This window comes from Streptomyces sp. NPDC096046 (assembly GCF_040303285.1).
In the GTDB taxonomy this organism is placed as follows: Bacteria; Actinomycetota; Actinomycetes; order Streptomycetales; family Streptomycetaceae; genus Streptomyces.
In genome coordinates this window covers 12,507-31,851 of sequence record NZ_JBEOSZ010000020.1, presented here as the reverse complement: position 1 = coordinate 31,851, position 19,345 = coordinate 12,507, and the positions used below count along the sequence as shown (strand labels likewise).

At 69.7% G+C, this 19,345-nt stretch carries 20 protein-coding genes; 9 read left to right on the top strand and 11 right to left on the bottom strand.

What is annotated here, in order from left to right; all coding sequences use genetic code 11:
* Window positions 1-6 precede the first annotated feature (6 nt).
* The gene (locus tag ABTX62_RS19090) at window positions 7-1,512 is read right to left on the bottom strand and encodes a peptide MFS transporter (protein ID WP_352117250.1); all 1,506 of its coding nucleotides are present in this window, start codon (window positions 1,510-1,512) and stop codon (window positions 7-9) included.
* Between the two features lie 514 nt (window positions 1,513-2,026).
* On the opposite strand from ABTX62_RS19090, the gene ABTX62_RS19085 reads away from it, so the two are divergent.
* On the top strand, window positions 2,027-2,704 hold the full coding sequence (locus ABTX62_RS19085) for a response regulator transcription factor (RefSeq protein WP_352117249.1): 678 nt from the start codon (window positions 2,027-2,029) through the stop codon (window positions 2,702-2,704).
* A gap of 29 nt (window positions 2,705-2,733) precedes the next feature.
* Window positions 2,734-4,008: a sensor histidine kinase gene (locus tag ABTX62_RS19080; RefSeq protein ID WP_352117248.1), complete on the top strand. Its 1,275-nt coding sequence runs from the start codon at window positions 2,734-2,736 to the stop codon at window positions 4,006-4,008.
* A gap of 211 nt (window positions 4,009-4,219) precedes the next feature.
* On the opposite strand, the gene ABTX62_RS19075 is transcribed toward ABTX62_RS19080, so the two are convergent.
* Window positions 4,220-4,723, bottom strand: coding sequence for a GtrA family protein (locus ABTX62_RS19075; RefSeq protein ID WP_352117322.1), 504 nt, complete (start codon window positions 4,721-4,723; stop codon window positions 4,220-4,222).
* 163 nt (window positions 4,724-4,886) lie between these two features.
* On the opposite strand from ABTX62_RS19075, the gene ABTX62_RS19070 reads away from it, so the two are divergent.
* From ABTX62_RS19070 to ABTX62_RS19055, 4 genes are all read left to right on the top strand, one after another.
* The gene (locus ABTX62_RS19070; RefSeq protein ID WP_352117247.1) at window positions 4,887-6,026 is read left to right on the top strand and encodes a 5-(carboxyamino)imidazole ribonucleotide synthase; all 1,140 of its coding nucleotides are present in this window, start codon (window positions 4,887-4,889) and stop codon (window positions 6,024-6,026) included.
* A 20-nt stretch (window positions 6,027-6,046) separates the two neighbouring features.
* Entirely contained in the window at window positions 6,047-6,550 is a 504-nt protein-coding gene (gene purE, locus ABTX62_RS19065; protein ID WP_451521478.1) for a 5-(carboxyamino)imidazole ribonucleotide mutase, read from the top strand.
* Between the two features lie 5 nt (window positions 6,551-6,555).
* On the top strand, window positions 6,556-7,743 hold the full coding sequence (locus ABTX62_RS19060; protein WP_352117246.1) for a dipeptidase: 1,188 nt from the start codon (window positions 6,556-6,558) through the stop codon (window positions 7,741-7,743).
* A 215-nt stretch (window positions 7,744-7,958) separates the two neighbouring features.
* Window positions 7,959-9,095 (top strand): dipeptidase, encoded by a 1,137-nt coding sequence (locus ABTX62_RS19055; RefSeq protein WP_352117245.1) that lies wholly within the window; start codon window positions 7,959-7,961, stop codon window positions 9,093-9,095.
* A gap of 129 nt (window positions 9,096-9,224) precedes the next feature.
* Here the strand turns inward: ABTX62_RS19055 and ABTX62_RS19050 are convergent, their stop codons facing one another.
* Window positions 9,225-9,617: a VOC family protein gene (locus ABTX62_RS19050; RefSeq protein WP_352117244.1), complete on the bottom strand. Its 393-nt coding sequence runs from the start codon at window positions 9,615-9,617 to the stop codon at window positions 9,225-9,227.
* A 14-nt stretch (window positions 9,618-9,631) separates the two neighbouring features.
* Window positions 9,632-10,003, bottom strand: a complete 372-nt coding sequence (locus ABTX62_RS19045; RefSeq protein ID WP_352117243.1) for a VOC family protein — start codon at window positions 10,001-10,003, stop codon at window positions 9,632-9,634.
* Window positions 10,004-10,119: 116 nt separating this feature from the next.
* Here ABTX62_RS19045 and ABTX62_RS19040 point away from each other — a divergent pair, with 116 nt between their 5' ends.
* Window positions 10,120-10,650 (top strand): CGNR zinc finger domain-containing protein, encoded by a 531-nt coding sequence (locus ABTX62_RS19040; protein WP_352117242.1) that lies wholly within the window; start codon window positions 10,120-10,122, stop codon window positions 10,648-10,650.
* Between the two features lie 147 nt (window positions 10,651-10,797).
* Here ABTX62_RS19040 and ABTX62_RS19035 read toward each other — a convergent pair whose 3' ends face one another.
* On the bottom strand, window positions 10,798-12,141 hold the full coding sequence (locus tag ABTX62_RS19035; RefSeq protein WP_283974628.1) for a UDP-glucose dehydrogenase family protein: 1,344 nt from the start codon (window positions 12,139-12,141) through the stop codon (window positions 10,798-10,800).
* Window positions 12,142-12,329: 188 nt separating this feature from the next.
* Between ABTX62_RS19035 and ABTX62_RS19030 the strand changes: the two genes are divergently transcribed.
* A complete protein-coding gene (locus ABTX62_RS19030) occupies window positions 12,330-13,487 on the top strand; it encodes an acyl-CoA dehydrogenase (RefSeq protein WP_352117241.1) in 1,158 nt (385 codons plus the stop codon).
* Between the two features lie 555 nt (window positions 13,488-14,042).
* Window positions 14,043-14,642 carry a hypothetical protein gene (locus tag ABTX62_RS19025; RefSeq protein WP_352117240.1) on the top strand — a complete coding sequence of 200 codons (600 nt, stop codon included), beginning with the start codon at window positions 14,043-14,045 and terminating at the stop codon, window positions 14,640-14,642.
* On the opposite strand, the gene ABTX62_RS19020 is transcribed toward ABTX62_RS19025, so the two are convergent.
* The 6 genes from ABTX62_RS19020 to ABTX62_RS18995 all read right to left on the bottom strand — a co-directional run bounded on the left by ABTX62_RS19020 (window position 14,639) and on the right by ABTX62_RS18995 (window position 19,124).
* Window positions 14,639-15,163 carry a hypothetical protein gene (locus tag ABTX62_RS19020; RefSeq protein ID WP_352117239.1) on the bottom strand — a complete coding sequence of 175 codons (525 nt, stop codon included), beginning with the start codon at window positions 15,161-15,163 and terminating at the stop codon, window positions 14,639-14,641. The two genes, ABTX62_RS19025 and ABTX62_RS19020, sit on opposite strands and share 4 nt — an antisense overlap.
* A 96-nt stretch (window positions 15,164-15,259) precedes the next feature.
* Entirely contained in the window at window positions 15,260-15,484 is a 225-nt protein-coding gene (locus tag ABTX62_RS19015) for a DUF397 domain-containing protein (protein WP_352117238.1), read from the bottom strand.
* 534 nt (window positions 15,485-16,018) lie between these two features.
* Window positions 16,019-16,849 carry a helix-turn-helix domain-containing protein gene (locus ABTX62_RS19010; protein WP_352117237.1) on the bottom strand — a complete coding sequence of 277 codons (831 nt, stop codon included), beginning with the start codon at window positions 16,847-16,849 and terminating at the stop codon, window positions 16,019-16,021.
* Window positions 16,846-17,370: a DUF6879 family protein gene (locus tag ABTX62_RS19005; RefSeq protein ID WP_352117236.1), complete on the bottom strand. Its 525-nt coding sequence runs from the start codon at window positions 17,368-17,370 to the stop codon at window positions 16,846-16,848. Before ABTX62_RS19005 ends, ABTX62_RS19010 begins: the two co-directional genes overlap by 4 nt.
* Window positions 17,354-17,545: a hypothetical protein gene (locus tag ABTX62_RS19000; RefSeq protein ID WP_352117235.1), complete on the bottom strand. Its 192-nt coding sequence runs from the start codon at window positions 17,543-17,545 to the stop codon at window positions 17,354-17,356. The genes ABTX62_RS19005 and ABTX62_RS19000 overlap by 17 nt, the downstream gene beginning before the upstream one ends.
* A 373-nt stretch (window positions 17,546-17,918) precedes the next feature.
* Window positions 17,919-19,124: a phospholipase D-like domain-containing protein gene (locus ABTX62_RS18995; protein ID WP_352117234.1), complete on the bottom strand. Its 1,206-nt coding sequence runs from the start codon at window positions 19,122-19,124 to the stop codon at window positions 17,919-17,921.
* Window positions 19,125-19,345: the final 221 nt, after the last annotated feature.

The following is a 19,345-nucleotide window of genomic DNA, read 5'->3' as shown; positions in this document are numbered from 1 at the left end:
CCGGCGTCAGCGGACCTCACCCATCATGGCCTTGACCTTCTTGCGGTACATGTACACCGCGAAGCCGGCGACCACGGCGAGCGCCGCCTCCATCGCCACGAAGCCCGCCCTGTCGAGGTTGACCCCGCCGACGGCCGGGTTGGACAGCAGCGCGGTGACGGAGTCGCCCGCGGTGACGGCGAGGAACCAGACGCCCATCATCTGCGACGCGTACTTCGCGGGCGCCATCTTCGTCGTCACGGACAGACCCACCGGCGACAGCGTCAGCTCACCCACGGTCTGTACGAAGTAGATCGCGACCAGCCACATCGCCGCGGCCTTGTGACCGCCCTCGGCGATCGACAGCGGGGCGAGGAAGAGGAAGAAGGACGCACCCACCAGCACCAGGCCGGAGGCGAACTTCACGATGGTGCTCGGCTCCTTGCCGCGCCGGTTCAGCCACAGCCACAGCCAGGCGAAGACCGGCGCCAGCGCCATGATCAGGACCGGGTTGACCGACTGGTACCAGGAGACCGGGAACTCCCAGCCGAAGATCGTGTTGTCGGCCTTCTCCTTGGCGAACAGCGACAGGGTCGAGCCGCCCTGGTCGTAGATCATCCAGAAGACGGCGGCCGCGACGAAGAACCAGATGTACGCCGACACCTTCGAGCGCTCGCCGGAGTCCAGGTCCTTGTCGCGCATGATGCGGGAGATGACCAGGATCGGCACGATCAGGCCGAGGAGGGTGAGCGGGATCAGCGCCCAGTTCAGGGTGAAGTGGCCGGTGCCGCCGACCAGACCGTAGAAGACCACGGCGACGGCCAGCCAGATCAGGCCCTTGCGCAGGGTGGACGCCTTCTCCGCGGGCGTCAGCGGGGTCGGGACCTCGCTGCTGCGGGCGTTCAGGTGGCGGCTGCCGAGCAGGAACTGCACGAGACCCAGCGCCATGCCGAGCGCGGCCAGCGCGAAGCCCAGGTGCCAGTTGACACTCTCACCGACGGTGCCGATGACCAGCGGCGCGATGAACGCGCCGAGGTTGATGCCGATGTAGAAGACCGTGAAGCCACCGTCGCGGCGCGGGTCGTCCGGGCCGTCGTAGAGGTGGCCGACCATCGTCGAGATGTTGGCCTTCAGCAGACCGGAACCGACGGCCACGAGACCCAGGCCGACATAGAAGCTCGCCGCCGCGGGCAGCGCCAGGCACAGGTGGCCGAGCATGATGACCACGCCCGCGACGGCGACCGTCTTGCGGGGGCCGAGCACACGGTCGGCGAACCAGCCGCCGGGCAGGGTGAGCAGGTACACGAGCGACAGGTAGACGGCGTAGATGGCCGTCGCCGTGCCCGCGCTCAGGTGCAGGCCACCCGGGGCCACCAGGTACAGCGGGAGCAGAGCCCTCATGCCGTAGTAGGAGAAGCGCTCCCACATCTCGGTCATGAACAGAGTGGCCAGTCCGCGGGGGTGGCCGAAGAAGGTCTTCTCGGCACCGGGGGTGCCCGGTCGGGCCGAGTCCTTCGTCAGGCTGGACGCCATGGTCGTTCCTTGCTGCTCGGGACGCGCCCCGCGGCAGCGGTGGTGCGCCCGGTGGGGGCTGCCGGCACCGGTGGGTACGGCCGTCCGTCCGACGCCTACGGGGGCCGCTCCGGGTCACGAAGCGGTGGGCGGTCGCCACCGGGATCCACGCCTTCGCGCGCGTCACCGCACTACGAGGCCCGGCCACAGGTCGTTTCACGTGGAGGGCCGGCGGAAACCGGCCCGCACACAAAAGAGACCCTCAGGGCAAACAGCCTCCGAAGGTCGCCATGGTGCTACAGGCGTTGAATCACCATACGGCAGGACACCGCCGGATATGAAAGAGCTTGAGACACGAATCACAGGTTTCGGGCGAACCGTGCTCCCTGTTTCCAAGGTCTTTACCAGGATCGCACCCCACAGGCAGAGGTTCGGGCGGCTACCCCCGGAACGTAAGAACCGCGTATGCCCACGGTAAGAATCAAGGATTCCGGTCACACCCCAGCTCAGGGCGTCGCAGGTCTACCATCACCTCATGACCCGTGTACTGCTCGCCGAGGACGACGCGTCCATCTCGGAGCCCCTGGCCCGCGCGCTGCGCCGGGAGGGCTACGAGGTCGAGGTCCGCGAGGACGGACCTTCCGCTCTCGACGCCGGACTGCAGGGCTGCGTCGACCTGGTCGTGCTCGACCTCGGTCTGCCCGGCATGGACGGTCTGGAAGTGGCCCGGCGCCTGCGCGGCGAAGGCCATGCCATCCCGATCCTCATCCTGACCGCGCGCGCCGACGAGGTGGACACCGTCGTCGGGCTCGACGCGGGCGCCGACGACTACGTCACCAAGCCGTTCCGGCTCGCCGAACTGCTCGCCCGGGTGCGGGCCCTGCTCCGGCGCGGCGCCTCCGAGCCGCAGCAGCCGCCCGCCACGCACGGCGTGCGCATCGACGTCGAGTCGCACCGCGCCTGGATGGGCGAGGAGGAGCTCCAGCTCACCGCGAAGGAGTTCGACCTGCTGCGGGTGCTGGTGCGGGACGCGGGCCGGGTCGTCACCCGCGACCAGCTGATGCGGGAGGTCTGGGACACGACCTGGTGGTCGTCGACCAAGACCCTCGACATGCACATCTCCTGGCTGCGCAAGAAGCTCGGCGACGACGCCGCCAACCCCCGCTACATCGCCACCGTGCGCGGTGTGGGCTTCCGTTTCGAGAAGAGCTGAGCCGCGGGGCCGGGCTCGGGTGACAGGACATGCGCCGCCGACTGATCCAGTCCACGCTCGCCGTGGTACTCGTCGTGATCGCCGTCTTCGGCGTCTCCCTCGTCATCGTCGAGACCCGGACGATCAGCAACAGTGCCCAGGAGAGGGTGGAGTCCGAGGCGGTCCGGCTGGCCAGCATCGTCGACAGCCGGCTCTTCGGGGCGCAGCAGGTCGACGCGGAGGTGCTGCGCAAGCAGGTCACCCAGGGCCGCTACTACGCGGTGATCCGCATCCCCGGGGAGTCGCCCATCGAGGTCGGCACCAAGCCCGTCGGGGACGTCATCAGCGCCACAGCGCCCGGTGAGGAGGGCGAGACGGTCACCGTTCAGGAGCCGCGCTCCTCGGTGACCCGCGAGGTCGGCCGGACCCTGCTGATCATCGCACTGGTCGCGCTGCTGGCGGTGGTGGCCGCGGTGCTGCTGGCGGTCCGCCAGGCGAACCGGCTGGCCTCGCCGCTGACCGACCTCGCGGAGACGGCCGAGCGGCTCGGCTCGGGCGATCCGCGGCCCCGGCACAAGCGGTACGGGGTGCCCGAGCTGGACCGGGTGGCGGACGTGCTGGACGGCTCCGCCGAGCGCATCGCCCGCATGCTGACCGCCGAACGCCGACTGGCCGCGGACGCCTCCCACCAGCTGCGCACGCCGCTCACGGCGCTGTCGATGCGGCTGGAGGAGATCACCCTCACCGACGACCCGGAGACGGTGAAGGAGGAGGCGACGATCGCGCTGGCGCAGGTCGAGCGGCTCACGGACGTCGTGGAACGGCTGCTGACGAACTCCCGCGACCCGCGCACCGGCTCCGCCGTCTCCTTCGACCTCGACGACGTCATCCAGCAGCAGCTCGCCGAGTGGCGGCCGGCGTACCGCAGCGCGGGACGGGCGATCGTCAGCTCCGGCAAACGGCATCTGCGCGCGGTGGGCACGCCGGGCGCGGTCGCGCAGGTCCTGGCCGCGCTGATCGAGAACTCCCTCATGCACGGCGGCGGCACGGTGGCCCTGCGCACCCGGGTCACCGGCAACCAGGCGGTGATCGAGGTCACGGACGAGGGCCCCGGCGTCCCCGCCGAACTCGGCGCCCGGATCTTCGAACGGGCGATCAGCGGCCGCAACTCCACCGGCATCGGCCTGGCGGTCGCTCGCGACCTCGCGGAAGCCGACGGAGGCCGCCTGGAGATGCTGCAGACCAAACCCCCGGTCTTCGGCCTGTTCCTCTCCCGCACCCCCCTGAGCAAGTCCCTGGACGACGAGGAACCGATGGTCCGCTAGTGCCGCGGCAGGCAACGTTCGCCCCGTCGCGACGCCCGGCACGCACTCTCGTCGCACCGGGCGCAAGCCCAAGTACACCCAGTACGAGGGCTTGCACCCGGCACGCCGAGAGCACGCACCGGACGCCGCTCCTTGACGGGCAAACGTTGCCTGCCGCGGCACTAGCACCCACCGCACCCCGCCGGCTCTGTCGGGCCGGGCGCCCGCAGGACTACGGCACCTGCTGCTTCGGTTTCGGGGGGCTGGGCGGCTCGTCGCGCAGGAGCGGCCCCGCGGGCACCGGCGTCTGGGTGGGAAGCGCGCGGAAGACCCAGGAGCGGTAGGACCAGAACCGGAACAGCGTCGCGATGCCGATGCCCAGGAACTTGAAGATGTTGTTCTGCAGCGGGGTGTCCCAGCCGAAGCCGTATGTCGCCGTGTACAGGACGCCGTTCTCGATGATCAGGCCGATCGCGCTGAAGAGCAGGAACAGGGTCATCTCACGGGTGCGGCGGCTCTTGTCGCGGTCGCGGTACGTGAAGTAGCGGAAGCCGACGTAGTTGAAGACGATCGCCACGACGGTCGCGATGACGCTCGCCCGCACCACCGGGAGGTCGGTGGTGTGCCGGACCAGGTTGAAGACGACGAGGTTGACCAGCACCCCGGCCCCGCCCACCGCGCCGAATTTGGCGACCTCGTGAACGGTCCGCCGGAACCGAGAGGCACCATGTCCCATGGTCATGCGGGCCCCCGTCCGTTCGTCGGCGTCAACCCAGCCATGCTAACCACCCGACCGCGCGATCTTCCTGCGGACGCCGGTGGACGGCCGCAGACGCTCCGGGCACGGCCGGGGAGGGGCGGGAAACCGGCCACTGCGGCGCGGCCGATACCCTGGGGGAGTGACGTTCCCGGTAGTCGGCATGGTCGGCGGTGGCCAGCTCGCTCGTATGACACACGAGGCGGGCATCCCGCTGGGCATCAGGTTCAAGCTCCTCAGTGACACCCCGCAGGACTCCGCTGCGCAGGTCGTGAGCGATGTCGTCGTCGGCGACTATCGCGACCTCGACACGCTGCGCGAGTTCGCCCGCGGGTGCGATGTGATCACCTTCGATCACGAACACGTGCCCACCGAGCACCTCAGGGCCCTGGAGGCGGACGGCATCCCCGTGCGCCCCGGCCCCGACGCGCTCGTGCACGCCCAGGACAAGGGGGTGATGCGCGCGAAGCTCGACGCGATCGGTGTGCCGTGCCCACGGCACCGGATCGTGAGCGACCCGCGGGACGTGGCCGCCTTCGCCGCTGAGGGCGAGGGTTTCCCCGTCGTCCTCAAGACCGTCCGCGGCGGCTACGACGGCAAGGGCGTGTGGGTCGTCGACTCCGCCGAGGAGGCCGCCGAGCCGTTCAAGGCCGGTGTCCCCGTGCTCGCCGAGGAGAAGGTCGACTTCCTGCGCGAGCTGGCCGCCAACGTCGTGCGCTCTCCGCACGGCCAGGCCGTGGCCTACCCGGTGGTGGAGTCCCGTCAGGTCAACGGCGTCTGCGACACGGTCATCGCCCCGGCGCCCGACCTCGACGAGGCCCTCGCCCTGGAAGCCTCGGAGATGGCGCTGAACATCGCCAAGGAGCTCGACGTCGTCGGGCACCTCGCCGTCGAGCTGTTCCAGACCCGCGACGGCCGCATCCTCGTCAACGAGCTCGCGATGCGCCCGCACAACTCCGGTCACTGGTCCATGGACGGCGCCGTCACCAGCCAGTTCGCCAACCATGTGCGAGCCGTCCTGGACCTGCCCCTCGGCGACCCGCGCCCGCGCGCCCGGTGGACGGTCATGGTCAACGTCCTCGGCGGTGACTACCCGGACATGTACTCCGCGTACCTGCACTGCATGGCCCGCGACCCCCAGCTGAAGATCCATATGTACGGCAAGGACGTGAAGCCCGGCCGCAAGGTGGGCCACGTCAACACCTACGGCGACGACCTGGACGACGTGCTGGAGCGCGCCCGTCACGCTGCCGGCTACCTGAGAGGCACCATCACCGAATGAGCCCTGTTGTTGGCATCGTCATGGGGTCGGACTCCGACTGGCCCGTCATGGAGGCCGCCGCCCAGGCCCTGGACGAGTTCGAGATCGCCTACGAGGTCGACGTGGTCTCCGCGCACCGCATGCCGCGCGAGATGGTCGCCTACGGCGAGCAGGCCGACGCCCGCGGGCTCAAGGTGATCATCGCCGGGGCGGGCGGCGCCGCCCACCTGCCCGGCATGCTGGCCTCCGTCACCCCGCTGCCGGTCATCGGCGTGCCCGTGCCGCTGAAGTACCTCGACGGCATGGACAGCCTCCTGTCCATCGTGCAGATGCCGGCCGGCGTCCCGGTCGCCACGGTCTCCGTCGCCGGGGCCCGCAACGCCGGTCTGCTCGCGGCCCGCATCCTCGCCGCGCACGACGAGGAGCTGCGCGTCCGTATGCGCGAGTTCCAGCAGGAGCTCAACGACCAGGCCACCGAGAAGGGCAAGCGCCTGCGCTCCAAGGTCGAGGGTGCGGCCGGCTTCGGCTTCGGCGCGGGGAAGTGACGACGGTGAACTCCCAGGAGGCGGCCCGGGAACTCCTGCGTGAGTTCCCGGTCGCCGACGGCCACAACGACCTGCCCTGGGCCCTGCGCGCGCAGGTCCGCTACGACCTCGACGCCCGCGACATCGCCGCCGACCAGAGCGCCCATCTGCATACCGACATCCCGCGGCTGCGCGCGGGCGGGGTCGGCGCGCAGTACTGGTCGGTCTACGTCCGCACCGACTCACCCTCCCCGGTCGCGGACACACTCGAACAGATCGACTGCGTACGGCAGTTGCTGACCAGGCACCCCGAGGACCTGCGTCCCGCGCTGACCGCCGCCGACATGGAGGCCGCGCGCGGGGAGGGCCGTATCGCCTCCCTCATGGGCGCGGAGGGCGGCCACTTGATCGCCAACTCCCTGGGCACGCTGCGCGGCTTGTACGAGCTCGGCGTGCGCTACCTGACGCTCACCCACAACGACAACGTCGACTGGGCCGACTCGGCGACCGACGAGCCCAAGGCCGGTGGCCTCACCGCGTTCGGCCGCGAGGTCGTCCGCGAGATGAACCGGCTCGGCATGCTCGTGGACCTCTCCCACGTCGCCGCGACGACCATGCGGGACGCGCTGGACGCCAGCTCCGCCCCGGTGATCTTCTCCCACTCCTCCGCGCGGGCCGTCTGCGACCACCCGCGCAACATCCCGGACGACGTGCTGGAGCGGCTGCCCGCCAACGGCGGTGTCGCGATGGTGACGTTCGTGCCGAAGTTCGTGCTCCAGGCGGCCGTGGACTGGACGGCCGCGGCCGACGAGAACATGCGGGCCCACGGCTTCCACCCCCTCGACACGACCGCGCCGGCCATGGAGGTGCACCGCGCCTTCGAGGAGCGCCGTCCGCGCCCGGTCGCCACGGCGTCGACGGTCGCCGACCACCTGGACCACATGCGGGAGACGGCCGGCATCGACCACCTCGGCATCGGCGGTGACTACGACGGCACGGCCTTCACCCCCGACGGACTCGCCGACGTCGCCGGCTACCCGAACCTCCTCGCGGAACTGCTCGACCGCGGCTGGTCCAAGGCCGATCTGGCCAAGCTGACCTGGAAGAACGCGGTCCGGGTCCTGGACGCGGCGGAGGGCGTGGCCCGAGGGCTTCGGGCGACGCGCTCGCCGTCCAACGCCACGATCGAGTCGCTGGACGCGCCCGCCGGCTGAGTGGGGCGGGCGGGGTGGCCGGGGAACCGGTCGCCCCGCCCCCGCCACGAGCACCGGACCCGCCTCCCGCTCAGCGGCGCCCCGGTCCGCTGCCGCGCCACGAGGACGCCCGCGCACAAGGCCGGCGTCGTACTCCGAACGACCCGCCCACCAGGAACCGCTCTGCGCTCCGTGCGACGGTGACCGTACCTCACGAACGAGCGTACGGAGCCGCCATGGCAGACCTCCAGGACGACCTGCGCCCCACCGCCGCGGCCGCCGACGAGTTCGACGAGCCGGCCGAGCCGTACCCCGATGAGGGCCTGGTCACGGCGGAGTCCTACGAGCCCGTCTCCGACCCGGACGACGCGCCCATGACCCGGGCCCACGCCATCCTCGCCGCGCACCCGGTGGCCGACGGCTGCAACGGGCTGCCCTGGGCGCTCAAGCGCCTGTCCTGGTACGACCTGGAGGAGGGCGAGAGCACCGTCGACACGGACGTGCCCCGGCTGCGCGGCGGCCACGTGGGCGCGCTGTTCTGGTCGTTGCACCTGCCCGAGGGCCTCGACGGCGACCGGGCCGTCGGCGCCACCCTGGAGCAACTGGACCTGGCGAAGATCGTCGCCCGGACCTGCGAGGAGGGCCTGCGGCCGGTCTGCACGGCCGGACAGGTCGCGGACGCCCGCAACAGCGGCCGGGTCGCCGTGCTCTTCGGCCCCGCCGGGGCGCCCGCCCTGGGCGACTCGCTGGGCATCCTGCGTCAGCTGCACCTGCTCGGCCTGCGTGCCCTGACGCTGACCGGTGTGTCCTGGGCGAGTGACGCGGGGCTGACCCGGTTCGGCGAGGCGGTCGTGCGGGAGATGAACCGGCTCGGCGTGATCGTGGACCTCTCCGGCGCGTCCGCCCCGACCGTCCGCCGTGTCCTGAGTCTGTCCCGGGCGCCCGTGCTGTGCAGCCGCTCCGCCGCCCGGGCCCTGCGCCCCCACCCCCTCAACCTCCCCGACGACCTGCTGGCTGAGCTGGGCGCGGCCAAGGGACTGTGTCTGGTGCCGCTGACGGCCGAGCAGACCGGACCGACCGTCCGCGATGTCGCCGACCACCTCGACCACATCCGGGCCGTGGCCGGAGCGCACTGCGTCGGACTGTCCGGCACGTACGACACCGGGGCCGCCCACCCGCAGGAGCTCGGCGACACGTCCTGCTACCCAAGACTCGTCGCCGAACTGCTGCGACGCGGCTGGGAGGAGGCGGACCTGGCCCTGCTGACCTGGGGCAACGTCCAGCGGCTCCTGCGGGGTGCCGACTTCACCGCCCGCGCCGCCCAGCAGCGCCGTGAACCCTCGACGGCGACGATCTCGGAGCTGGACGGCTAGGGGCCTAGGGTCTGCCGTTCGGCAGGTCGGCCGTGAGGTGTGGTTCTCCTCAGCCGCCCCGAGCGGGCCGGGCACTGGGGCGCCGGAATCCGAAGGACAGACCCTGGCGGCCCCGCCCACCCGGCCGGATCAGGCCTGCTCGATCCGGCACAGGCAGAACGGATGCCCCACCGGGTCGGCGTAGACGCGGAAGTCCTTCTTCTCGTCGTCCTCCTTGTCCAGCACCCGCGCGCCCAGGGCCAGCACCCGCTCCTCGGCCGCGTCGATCTCGTCCCAGGTCGACCCGGCGTCGAAGTCGAGGTGGAACTGCTGGGCGTTGCGGTCGGCGCGCGGCCACTCCGGGGCGGTGTAGCCGGGGGAGCGCTGGAAGGCGAGCCGGGGCCCGTCGGGGACGCGCAGCACCACCCAGTCGGGGTCGTCGCCCTCCGGCGTACCGCCGCCGACCTGTGCGTAGAAGCGGGCCAGCTCGCGGGGGTCGGGGCAGTCGAGGACCACGGAACGGAAACGTGCCACGGCGGACATGGGGCCTCCAGACGTCAGCAGGCGCAGAGACAGAACGGGTGCCCGGCCGGGTCGGCGTAAACGCGGAAGGTCCGCTGCCGGTCCTCGGCGTCCAGCGGCTTCGCGCCGAGGGCCAGCACGCCCTTCTCGGCCGCGTCCAGGTCGTCCACCACCAGGTCGAGGTGGAACTGCTGCGAGTGGTCGGGGGACGGCCACCGCGGTGGCACGAACCCGGGAGCGGCCTGGAAGGCCAGTGGTGTCCCGCCCGGCACCTTCAGGTCGACCCACTCGCCCTCCCCGTCGGTCTCCACCGTCGGCGTGCCGCCGAGCACCTCGGCGTAGAAACCGGCCAGGGCGCGCGGGTCGGGACAGTCCAGGACGACGACACCCGGTTTGGCGAGAGCCATGACTTCCTCCTCGAAGTGACTGTTACCCGCAGAGACGGGTAACCAGTAACCGTTACTGCATGCTCCCCCATAGACGGTAACCTCGCAAGGAGAATCGCGAGAGGTACGGTCCAGCCATGACGGAGAGATCGCCCGCGCCCGGCGGCCTGACCCTGGTCGAGGCCCTGGTGAACACGCTGGACATCGAGTCCGGCGCCGACGCGCTGGACACGCCCGAGGGCCGGGCGCGCCTCGGCATCACCCCGGAGGAGACGGACCGGGCCCGCACCCTGCGCGAGTCGCTGCGCGCGACCCTGCTCGCCCACGCCGGCCACCCGCCCCACCGGGAGGTCACCCCCCTCGGTGACCTCCTGGCCGAAGCCCCGCTGCTCGTCGCGGTCGACGCGGCGGACGGTTCGGCCGCCCTGACCCCCGCCGACGACCGCTCCCTGCTCGCGCGCGTGGCCGCCGCCGTCGCCGAGGCCCTGGTCGCCGGCACCTGGACCCGCCTCAAGGCGTGCGAGGCCGCCGACTGCCACTGGGCTTACTACGACCGCAGCCCGGCCGGCCGCGGCCGCTGGTGTTCCATGCAGGTCTGCGGGGCCCGCGTCAAGATGCGCCGCTACCGGGCCAAGGATGTCGCCAAGGACGCCGCCAAGGACGCCTAGGGCCGCCCTGAACCCCGTTGCCGCCCCGCCTCACGGCCGGGTGGTGCAGAATGCACGAAGACGCCGGTTCGGCCGACTGAGCCTCGGCCGAACCGGCGTCACCTGTTTCGTGTCCGTTGTCTGCGCGTCCGCGTCTCCGCCTCGCGATCAGGCCTTCGGGCGCCCCATCGCCCGATACGTCCAGCCGGCCTTGCGCCAGCGCTCCGGGTCGAGGGCGTTGCGGCCGTCCAGGATCACCCGCGCCGCCGCGACCTCGCCGAGGGCCTCCTCGTCCAGCTCGCGGAACTCCCGCCACTCCGTCAGGTGCAGCACGATGTCGGCTCCGCGCACGGCGTCCAGTGCCGAGTCGGCGTAGCCGAGCGTCGGGAAGACACCGCGGGCGTTGTCCATGCCCTTCGGGTCGTAGACCGTGACCTGGCCGCCCTGGAGGTGGATCTGCCCGGCCACGTTGAGCGCGGGGGAGTCGCGTACGTCGTCCGAGTCGGGCTTGAAGGTCGCGCCCAACACCGCCACCCGCTTGCCCAGGAACGGCCCGCCGCCCAGCGCCTGCCGGGCCAGCTCCACCATCTGCCCGCGCTGGCGCATGTTGATCGAGTCGATCTCCCGCAGGAACGTCAGCGCCTGGTCGGCGCCCAGCTCACCGGCGCGCGCCATGAACGCCCGGATGTCCTTCGGCAGACACCCGCCGCCGAAGCCGATCCCGGCCCGCAGGAACTTCCGCCCGATCCGGTCGTCGTACCCGATGGCCTCCGCCAGCTTGGCCACGTCACCACCCGCGGCCTCGCACACCTCCGCCATCGCGTTGATGAACGAGATCTTCGTGGCCAGGAAGGAGTTCGCGGAGGTCTTCACCAGCTCGGAGGTCGGGAAGTCCGTGACCACGAACGGCGAGCCCTCGGCGATCGGCGTGGCGTACACCTCCCGCAGCAGCTTCTCCGCGCGCTCGCTGCGCACACCCACCACGAGCCGGTCGGGGTGCAGCGTGTCGTCGACGGCGAAGCCCTCGCGCAGGAACTCCGGGTTCCACGCGAGTTCGGCGTCCTGTCCGGCGGGCGCGTGCGCGGTCAGGTAGGCGGCGAGGCGGTCCGCCGAGCCGACCGGCACGGTCGACTTGCCGACGACCAGCGCCGGGCCGTGCAGATGCGGGGCGAGCGAGGCGATCGCGGAGTCGACGTAGCTCATGTCGCAGGCGTACTCGCCGTGCCGCTGCGGGGTGTTCACGCAGACGAAGTGCACATCGCCGAAGGCGCCGATCTCCGCCCAGTCCTGGGTGAAGCGCAGCCGGCCGCTGGAGCCCTCGATGCCGGCGACGTGCTTGCGCAGCAGCTCTTCCAGCCCCGGCTCGTACATCGGGGCCTCGGCGCGCTCCAGCTTCTCGATCTTCTCGCGCACGACGTCCAGGGCGAGCACCTCGAAGCCCAGCTCGGCCATGGCCGCCGCGTGTGTCGCGCCGAGATAACCGGTGCCGATCACGGTGATCTTCAGGGCCATGGGTGCTCCAGAGGTCTGCGGCATGTGGTGCGCGGCCGAGCATATCCGGGGCATGGCCCCTCGCTTCACCGGGCAACTTCTCCGCTGTCGCCTAGCTCACGTATCACTCCGGTGGGCGACCCCATAAACTTTTGATTACTTAACGGTAGTTAGCGTCACCATGGCAGCGTTTTGGAGCGTGAGAGACCTTGGCCGGATCGGCTGACTTCGACCTGTACCGCCCGTCCGAGGAGCACGACATGCTCCGTGACGCCGTCCGCTCGCTGGCCGAGGCGAAGATCGCGCCGCACGCCGCCGCGGTGGACGAGGAGGCCCGCTTCCCGCGCGAGGCCCTCGACGCGCTGGTGGCGAACGACCTGCACGCGGTGCACGTGCCCGAGGAGTACGGCGGCTCCGGCGCGGACGCGCTGGCCACCGTCATCGTGATCGAAGAGGTCGCCCGCGTGTGCGCCTCCTCCTCCCTCATCCCGGCCGTGAACAAGCTGGGCTCCCTGCCGGTGATCCTCTCCGGCTCCGAGGACCTGAAGAAGCGGTACATGACCCCGCTCGCCAAGGGCGACGGCATGTTCTCGTACTGCCTCTCCGAGCCCGACGCCGGTTCCGACGCCGCCGGCATGAAGACGAAGGCCGTCCGCGACGGCGACCACTACGTCCTCGACGGCGTGAAGCGCTGGATCACCAACGCCGGCGAGTCCGAGTTCTACACGGTGATGGCCGTCACCGACCCGGCCAAGCGCTCCAAGGGCATCTCGGCCTTCGTCGTCGAGAAGTCCGACGAGGGCGTCTCCTTCGGCGCTCCCGAGAAGAAGCTCGGCATCAAGGGCTCCCCGACCCGCGAGGTCTACCTCGACAACGTCCGCATCCCCGCCGACCGCATGATCGGTGAGGAGGGCACCGGCTTCGCCACGGCGATGAAGACCCTCGACCACACCCGCATCACCATCGCCGCCCAGGCCCTCGGCATCGCCCAGGGCGCCCTCGACTACGCCAAGGGCTACGTCCAGGAGCGCAAGCAGTTCGGCAAGCCGATCGCCGACTTCCAGGGCATCCAGTTCATGCTCGCCGACATGGCCATGAAGATCTCGGCCGCCCGCGCCCTGACCTACCAGGCCGCCGCCGCCTCCCAGCGCGTCGACGCCGACCTCACCTACCTGGGCGCCGCGGCCAAGTGCTTCGCCTCGGACGTGGCGATGGAGGTCACCACGGACGCGGTCCAGCTCCTCGGCGGCTACGGCTACACGCGGGACTACCCGGTCGAGCGCATGATGCGCGACGCCAAGATCACTCAGATTTATGAAGGCACGAACCAAGTTCAGCGGATAGTGATGGCGAGGAACCTTCCCTAGCAGGGTTTTAGCAGGTCAGAGGCTGTTTCGAACGTCCGGAGGGACCCCCTCGGCCTTCTGCCCGTTGCGGCCCGATCAAGGCCGTTCCTGGGCGTCATGCTGGGGGATTCCTGGGCAGATGCCGGGCTGAAAACAGCCACTGACCTGCACAAACAACACAGCCCCCGGCATGACGCCGGGGGCTGTTGTCGTATGCGGATCAAGCGACCTCTGACGCCTCCGTGGGGTCGTGGAAGAGGCGCAGGAAGTACGCGACCCCGCCATGGTTCTGCACTGCCACGTCACGCCCTCCGACTGGAGCAAGTACGTGGGCGAATCGGAAGCGGCCGGAGGTTCGTACAACCGCATCCTCCCCTTCCTCCTCGGGTCGGTCCCCATGCTGGACGACGACCGGGTCAGCCTGCCGAAGGTGGACGGTTCAGAACTGTCGGACGCTTACGGGTGGGCGACCGCCCGGCCCCGAGTGATCACGCTTGCGGAGGATGCCCGGCCACTGTGGCGGATCGTGCGCCGCTACGCCCGCATCCTGGGTGAGACCCTGCCCGAGGGCAGGCGGTGTTCATCGAGCGCACGGCGGAACAGACGCTCCGGGTTGCGGCCTGTCTGGCTGCCTCGGAGTGCTCCGAGCACATCACGGAAGAGATGCTGTCGGCCGCATTCACGCTCGTACGCCGCTCTGTCCAGGACGCCGTCCGGATCACCAAGGGGGCGACTTCCCCGAAGATGAAGCGACAGCCGCTCAGCCTTGAGGACAAGATCCGAGCCCGGATCGAAAGGCACGGCGGACGGGCCACGTCCTCTCAGGTACTCCCTTACGTGGGAGCGACCGCAGCAGAGGTCAAGGCACTGCCCGGAATCGTCGTCACTGTCGAACGGGCGGGGAAGACCGGCCGACCGGCCACCATTTTCACACTCCCCGGTGACAGTTCCGGTGACGCTCTGCCGCAGCCGGCCGACACGGACAGCGACAGAAACCGGGACCCTTCCCGTCACGCAGAGCCGCAGCCGGCCAGCGCGGAGCGTAAGCAGAACCGCACAACGGTCGTCCGCCTGGACGCCTACCGCCCGGAACCGAAGCAGGCCCCCGAGCGCGCGCCCGAACCGCAGCGCTCGGAGCGGCTCGCGGGCTCCAACCCCTTCCGCGCACTGCTCTAACCAGCCAAAGGGCAGCCCCGGCCACTGGCCGGGGCTTCTTTGTTGCTTCGACTACTGGGCAGGACACGCGCCAGTTCAGGCTTTGAGCGATTCGGGGAACACGTCACCACCGCCAGGGACAGGTACGAGGGCCGTTCGAGGTAGAACCCGAGCGACACATCAGCCCCGGAACCCAACTGCTCAGCAGCGGAGTTGACGAGCACGGCCAGACGAGTGGTGTCACGGTCCCTCTCCGAGGCGACCCGGGGCGCGTACTCCGCCAACCGCTCCCCGAGCCAGGCCGCCGCTTCCTTCGCCTCATCCCACGTGCCACGAACTAACGAACGCGGCTTGACCAGCCAATACGCAGTTTCCAGCGGCGGCAGATCAACGGTTGGAAACTCCGCCGCCACTTCCCGGTAGCGCTGGATGAGTTCCGGTTTGCTTCCGGCCGGGGGCGGCTCGGGATGTGGGGGCCGCCGTAGCGCTTCCTGGTCGAAACGCTGTTTCGGGCCGGTCCACAGATAGCCGTGATGGTGCACCAGTCGTTCCCGTTCAGTTCTCTTGAGGGCGAAGGGCCAGCCGGTCCCTACCCGATGGAGGGGTGGGCCGGGGACCGACTGGCAGAGGGGGGAGGGTCAGACGTTCAGGCCGAACCGCGCCGGGTCGATACCGGCCGCGTCCAGCTCCTCCGTGGTGAACCTCAGCGGCTCGGCGCCCGGCCGCTTGCTGTCACCCAGGGCCCATGCGTCGTCGCCGATGCGGGCCAGGGTCACGCACCCCTCGGTGCAAGGGCCGCCGCACGCCTTCACGAACGAGGCCCCGTCGATGTCGAGCGCGTACAGGTCGGTTCCGTTCAGCATCACTGCCCCTTCCTGCTCAACTGATCGCGGCCATGGTTGACCGCCGCCGCCCATGTCGGGCGGGAGTTCATAAAGGAGAGGGAGAGACTTCAGCGCCTGGAACCTTGGCCGCGTTCCGTGCAGCGCCAGCACTCGCATGGTGGCCAAGCGCTTGTGAGCAGCGGCGGAAGATCGTCCGTCGTGGCCACGGCTTGCTCCGGCCCCCAGGTCTGCCCTGAGTCGCGAGAGACCCGCATGGTCATCAGTGGGCGGTCGGCGAAGAGCCTTGAGCCCGTTCCCTTGCTCATGACGCGTGCGCCTCTGCGTGGTGCTGGCGCATCCGTACGTTGGCGTCGGATACGGCGCTGTAGTCGAACGTGGAGCGGGCGTTCTCGCGGGCTACCGATATGGACAGGCAGTCAGCGCAACCGGGTTTGGGTGACGGCTCGCGAGGTGGCTCCGGCAGGCACGTCCGTGCTGTCGTGTGGGTTCCAGGATCGGAAGTTCTCTCTTCGCTCTCCATGGCGCCATCTTCGGCGGGCCACGGATGCGGCTCTAGCCTGTTTCCTGTTCCCGCAAAAAGTCGTCGCGGATACCTTCGACCAGGCCCCGCATGTGGTCACCAGACAATGCCACTCGTTCGAATCCCTCGAACTTCTCGAGGTAGAGACCAATGTCCCTTGGATCTGTTACGACTACTTCAGCGTGGACGGTCTCAACCGTGACCATTCGGTCGTCGCGGATGACGAACGCATGATTTGCAATGTCGCGCTGCTGAATCCGCAACGGGACTATGCGGATGTCCACATGAGACAGGCGGGAAATGGAAACGATTCGGTCGAGCTGTGCCGCCATCATCTGTGGCGGGACAATGCGCCACCACAGGACAGGCTCTGTGATTATGAACCGCAGCGACTTGGCGTTGTCGTAGAGGACCGCTTGACGTTCAAGCCTGCCGTTGATCGTCCGGGAGAGAGAGTCCTCACTCAGATTGTGTCGTTGGAGAACGGCACGGATGTACTCCGGCGTCTGGAGCAAGCCCGGCACCAGGGCCGGTTGGAACAGCCGAAGCGTGGACATCTGGGCTTCAAGGGCCTTGGCGGCTTGATGGCCCTTGTGGACTCCGATGCGCTTCAACAGGCGCCATGCCGTTGCCTCCGTTGCCGATGCCCGCGCAGCCTCGGTGTACTCCGCCTTGACCTCATCCGAGACACCGATGGCGGTCAGGATGCGCTCTACGTCCGTCGCGCTGGCCGCGAGCTTCGCGTTTTCAATCTTGGACAGTTTGGACGGAGACATGAGGGCGCTGCGGGCCACCGCTTTGGCCTCCTTGCCGGAAGCTACTCGCAGGGCCCGCAGCGCGGCCCCAAGCTGTGCTCTGTTCACGCCCTGTACTTGGCCCACCATTCCGTGAACGGCTCCGCGTTGGCGAGTGCCGCGTCACGGTGCCCGGAGAATTCCGCTACTCGTCCCGGTGGCAGGACTTCCGAGCCCAGGTATTTTCCGGCGCCGTCGTAGTTCATTACGGCCACGGACTCGGAGTCGAAGAGCCAGAAGTCAGGTACGTTCTCCAGGGGGTTCGGCCTTTCGGTGATGTCCAGAATGAAGAACTCCTCACCCCCGGACATGTTCTTCTGGTACCCCCACCCGAGTTCGAACCTAAGATAGTCCGTGAGCGGACGGCGCAGAATGTGAACCCGGTAGACTCGTTTCCCTTTTCCGGTGTGTGAGCGCAGTTCTTCGACCCATCCCGCGTTGTAGTCGTCCGGCTGCGGCTCCCCGGCCAGGAACGCGTCATAGGCATCGACGTTCCCCGACTTGCTGTAGTCGTCAAGGGTTTCGAGTCGGAACGCCTCACGCTGGAACGTGTCGAAGAGGTCGCCGAGGGTCCTAGATGAGGTTGTCACGGATGGCCTTCTGGATCAGTTCCATCGGGATCTCGACCAGGGTTTCGTGAGCGGGAATCTGAAGCCTGTGGTCGGTCGGAGTCTCCCCCTGAACCAAGAGCGTGCCGCGATCCGTCGCGTAGATCGTCGGGCAGTCCTTGATGTCGCACGTGCTGACCAGCTTGGTGACCTTCATGGTCTGGGTTCCCCTCTCCCGTGCTGCTGTCAGTACCCCGCATCTGTGGTTGATGCTCCCGAGGCCGGGCCGCGCGGGTCAAGCGATCACGGTTGACGGAACGGGAAACCGCGTAACCTGCCCGGAGCCTGCCACTCCTCCGACCGGTCAGGGAGGCTGCCACCAGCACCGCCCCACCTGGGCAGACTGCTAACGATCACGGGGAAATGCTGGGGAGGGCCCCTGTAGGAGGGGTGTTCGCGCAGGTCAGCGCCGTGTGACCTGTAAAGCACGCAGATATACGAAGGCACGAACCAGGTCCAGCGCATCGTCATGGCGCGCAACCTGCCGTAGCCGCGTTCCGGGGGCCGGGAAGCTCCGGCCCCCGGCGCTCTCACAGGAAGCGGCGGATCGGGGTGACCGCGGCTTCGGCGAGGCGCTGGGGCAGGGGGCGCCGCTTCCAGCGGGTGGCGTCGATCGGTTCGCTGCGCTCCCGGTCGCCGTCGAAGTCGGCGTCCAGGCCCGCGGTGAAGTCCTCGTCGAGGACGGCCAGCACGACCTCCTCGTCGTGCTCCATGGAGCGGCGGTTGAAGTTCGTGGAGCCGATCAGGGAGCACACCCCGTCGACCGTGATGATCTTCGTGTGGAGCATGGTCGGCTGGTACTCCCGCACGTCCACACCCGCGTCGACGAGCGTCTGGTAGTGCTGCCGCCCGGCCAGCAGACACGCCCGCTGGTCGGTGTACGGGCCGGGCAGCAGGATCTCGACCCGGACCCCGCGGCGCGCCGCCGCGGCCAGGAGGTCGACGAAGTAGGTGTCGGGCGCGAAGTAGGCGGTGGCCACCCGCAGGCGCTCCTGCGCCGAGGTGATCAGGACCCGCAGCACCGTCTGCATGTCCTGCCAGCCGAAGGCGGCCGACCCCCGCACGACCTGGACCGTGGCGCGGCCCGGCTGCTCCTGGGCGGTGAAGCGGTCGTGGTCGTCGTAGAGGTCGTCGTGGCACTCGGCCCAGTTCTGGGCGAAGGCCGCGGCGATGCCGTCCACGGCGGGCCCGCGGACCTGTACATGGGTGTCGCGCCACTCGTCCGGATTCCGGGCGGCGCCGCACCACTCCTGCGCGATGCCCACGCCTCCGGTGAAGGCCGTGTGCTCGTCGGTGAGCAGCACCTTGCGGTGGCAGCGGTGGTTCTGCCGCAGGGGCGACAGACGCGTGGGCCTGCGGAACCAGGCGACCTGGACACCGGCCTCGTCCATCGCGTCCAGCAGGCCGGGCTCTATCTCCTTGGCCCCGAAGCCGTCCAGCAGCAGCCGCACCCGCACCCCCGCGCGGGCCCGCTCGGCCAGGGCGCCGGCGAACTCGTGGGCGACCTCGCCCCGCCAGTACACGAACGTCATCATGTCGACGGTGTGCTCCGCGGCGCGTATGGCGGCCAGCATCGCGGGGAAGATCTCGTCGCCGTTGCGCAGCGGCACGAGTTCGTTGCCCTCGGTCGCGGCGACGCCGATCAGCCGCTCCAGCCGTCTGCGCAGTCGCTGCTTCTGCCCCTCCGGCCCTCTCGTCTCCGGCACCCGCCGTTCGTCGTACGTCTGCTGCGTCATGTGTGGGTCTCCCCCCTGCACGGTTCGCTCGCCGCCCCCGGCCCGGCGACGCCGGGCCTCCGGCGTGCCTCGCACTCTCGTTTTGCCGCTGCCGGAGGATTCACGCAGACCCCGGTGAGTCGTGCCTCACAGGAGAGGACGGGCCGCACACGGGCGGTCCGTCCTGTGGTGCTCATCGGGCCGAGATGTGCCGCTCCATGTCGGCCGCCTTGATGTGAGGA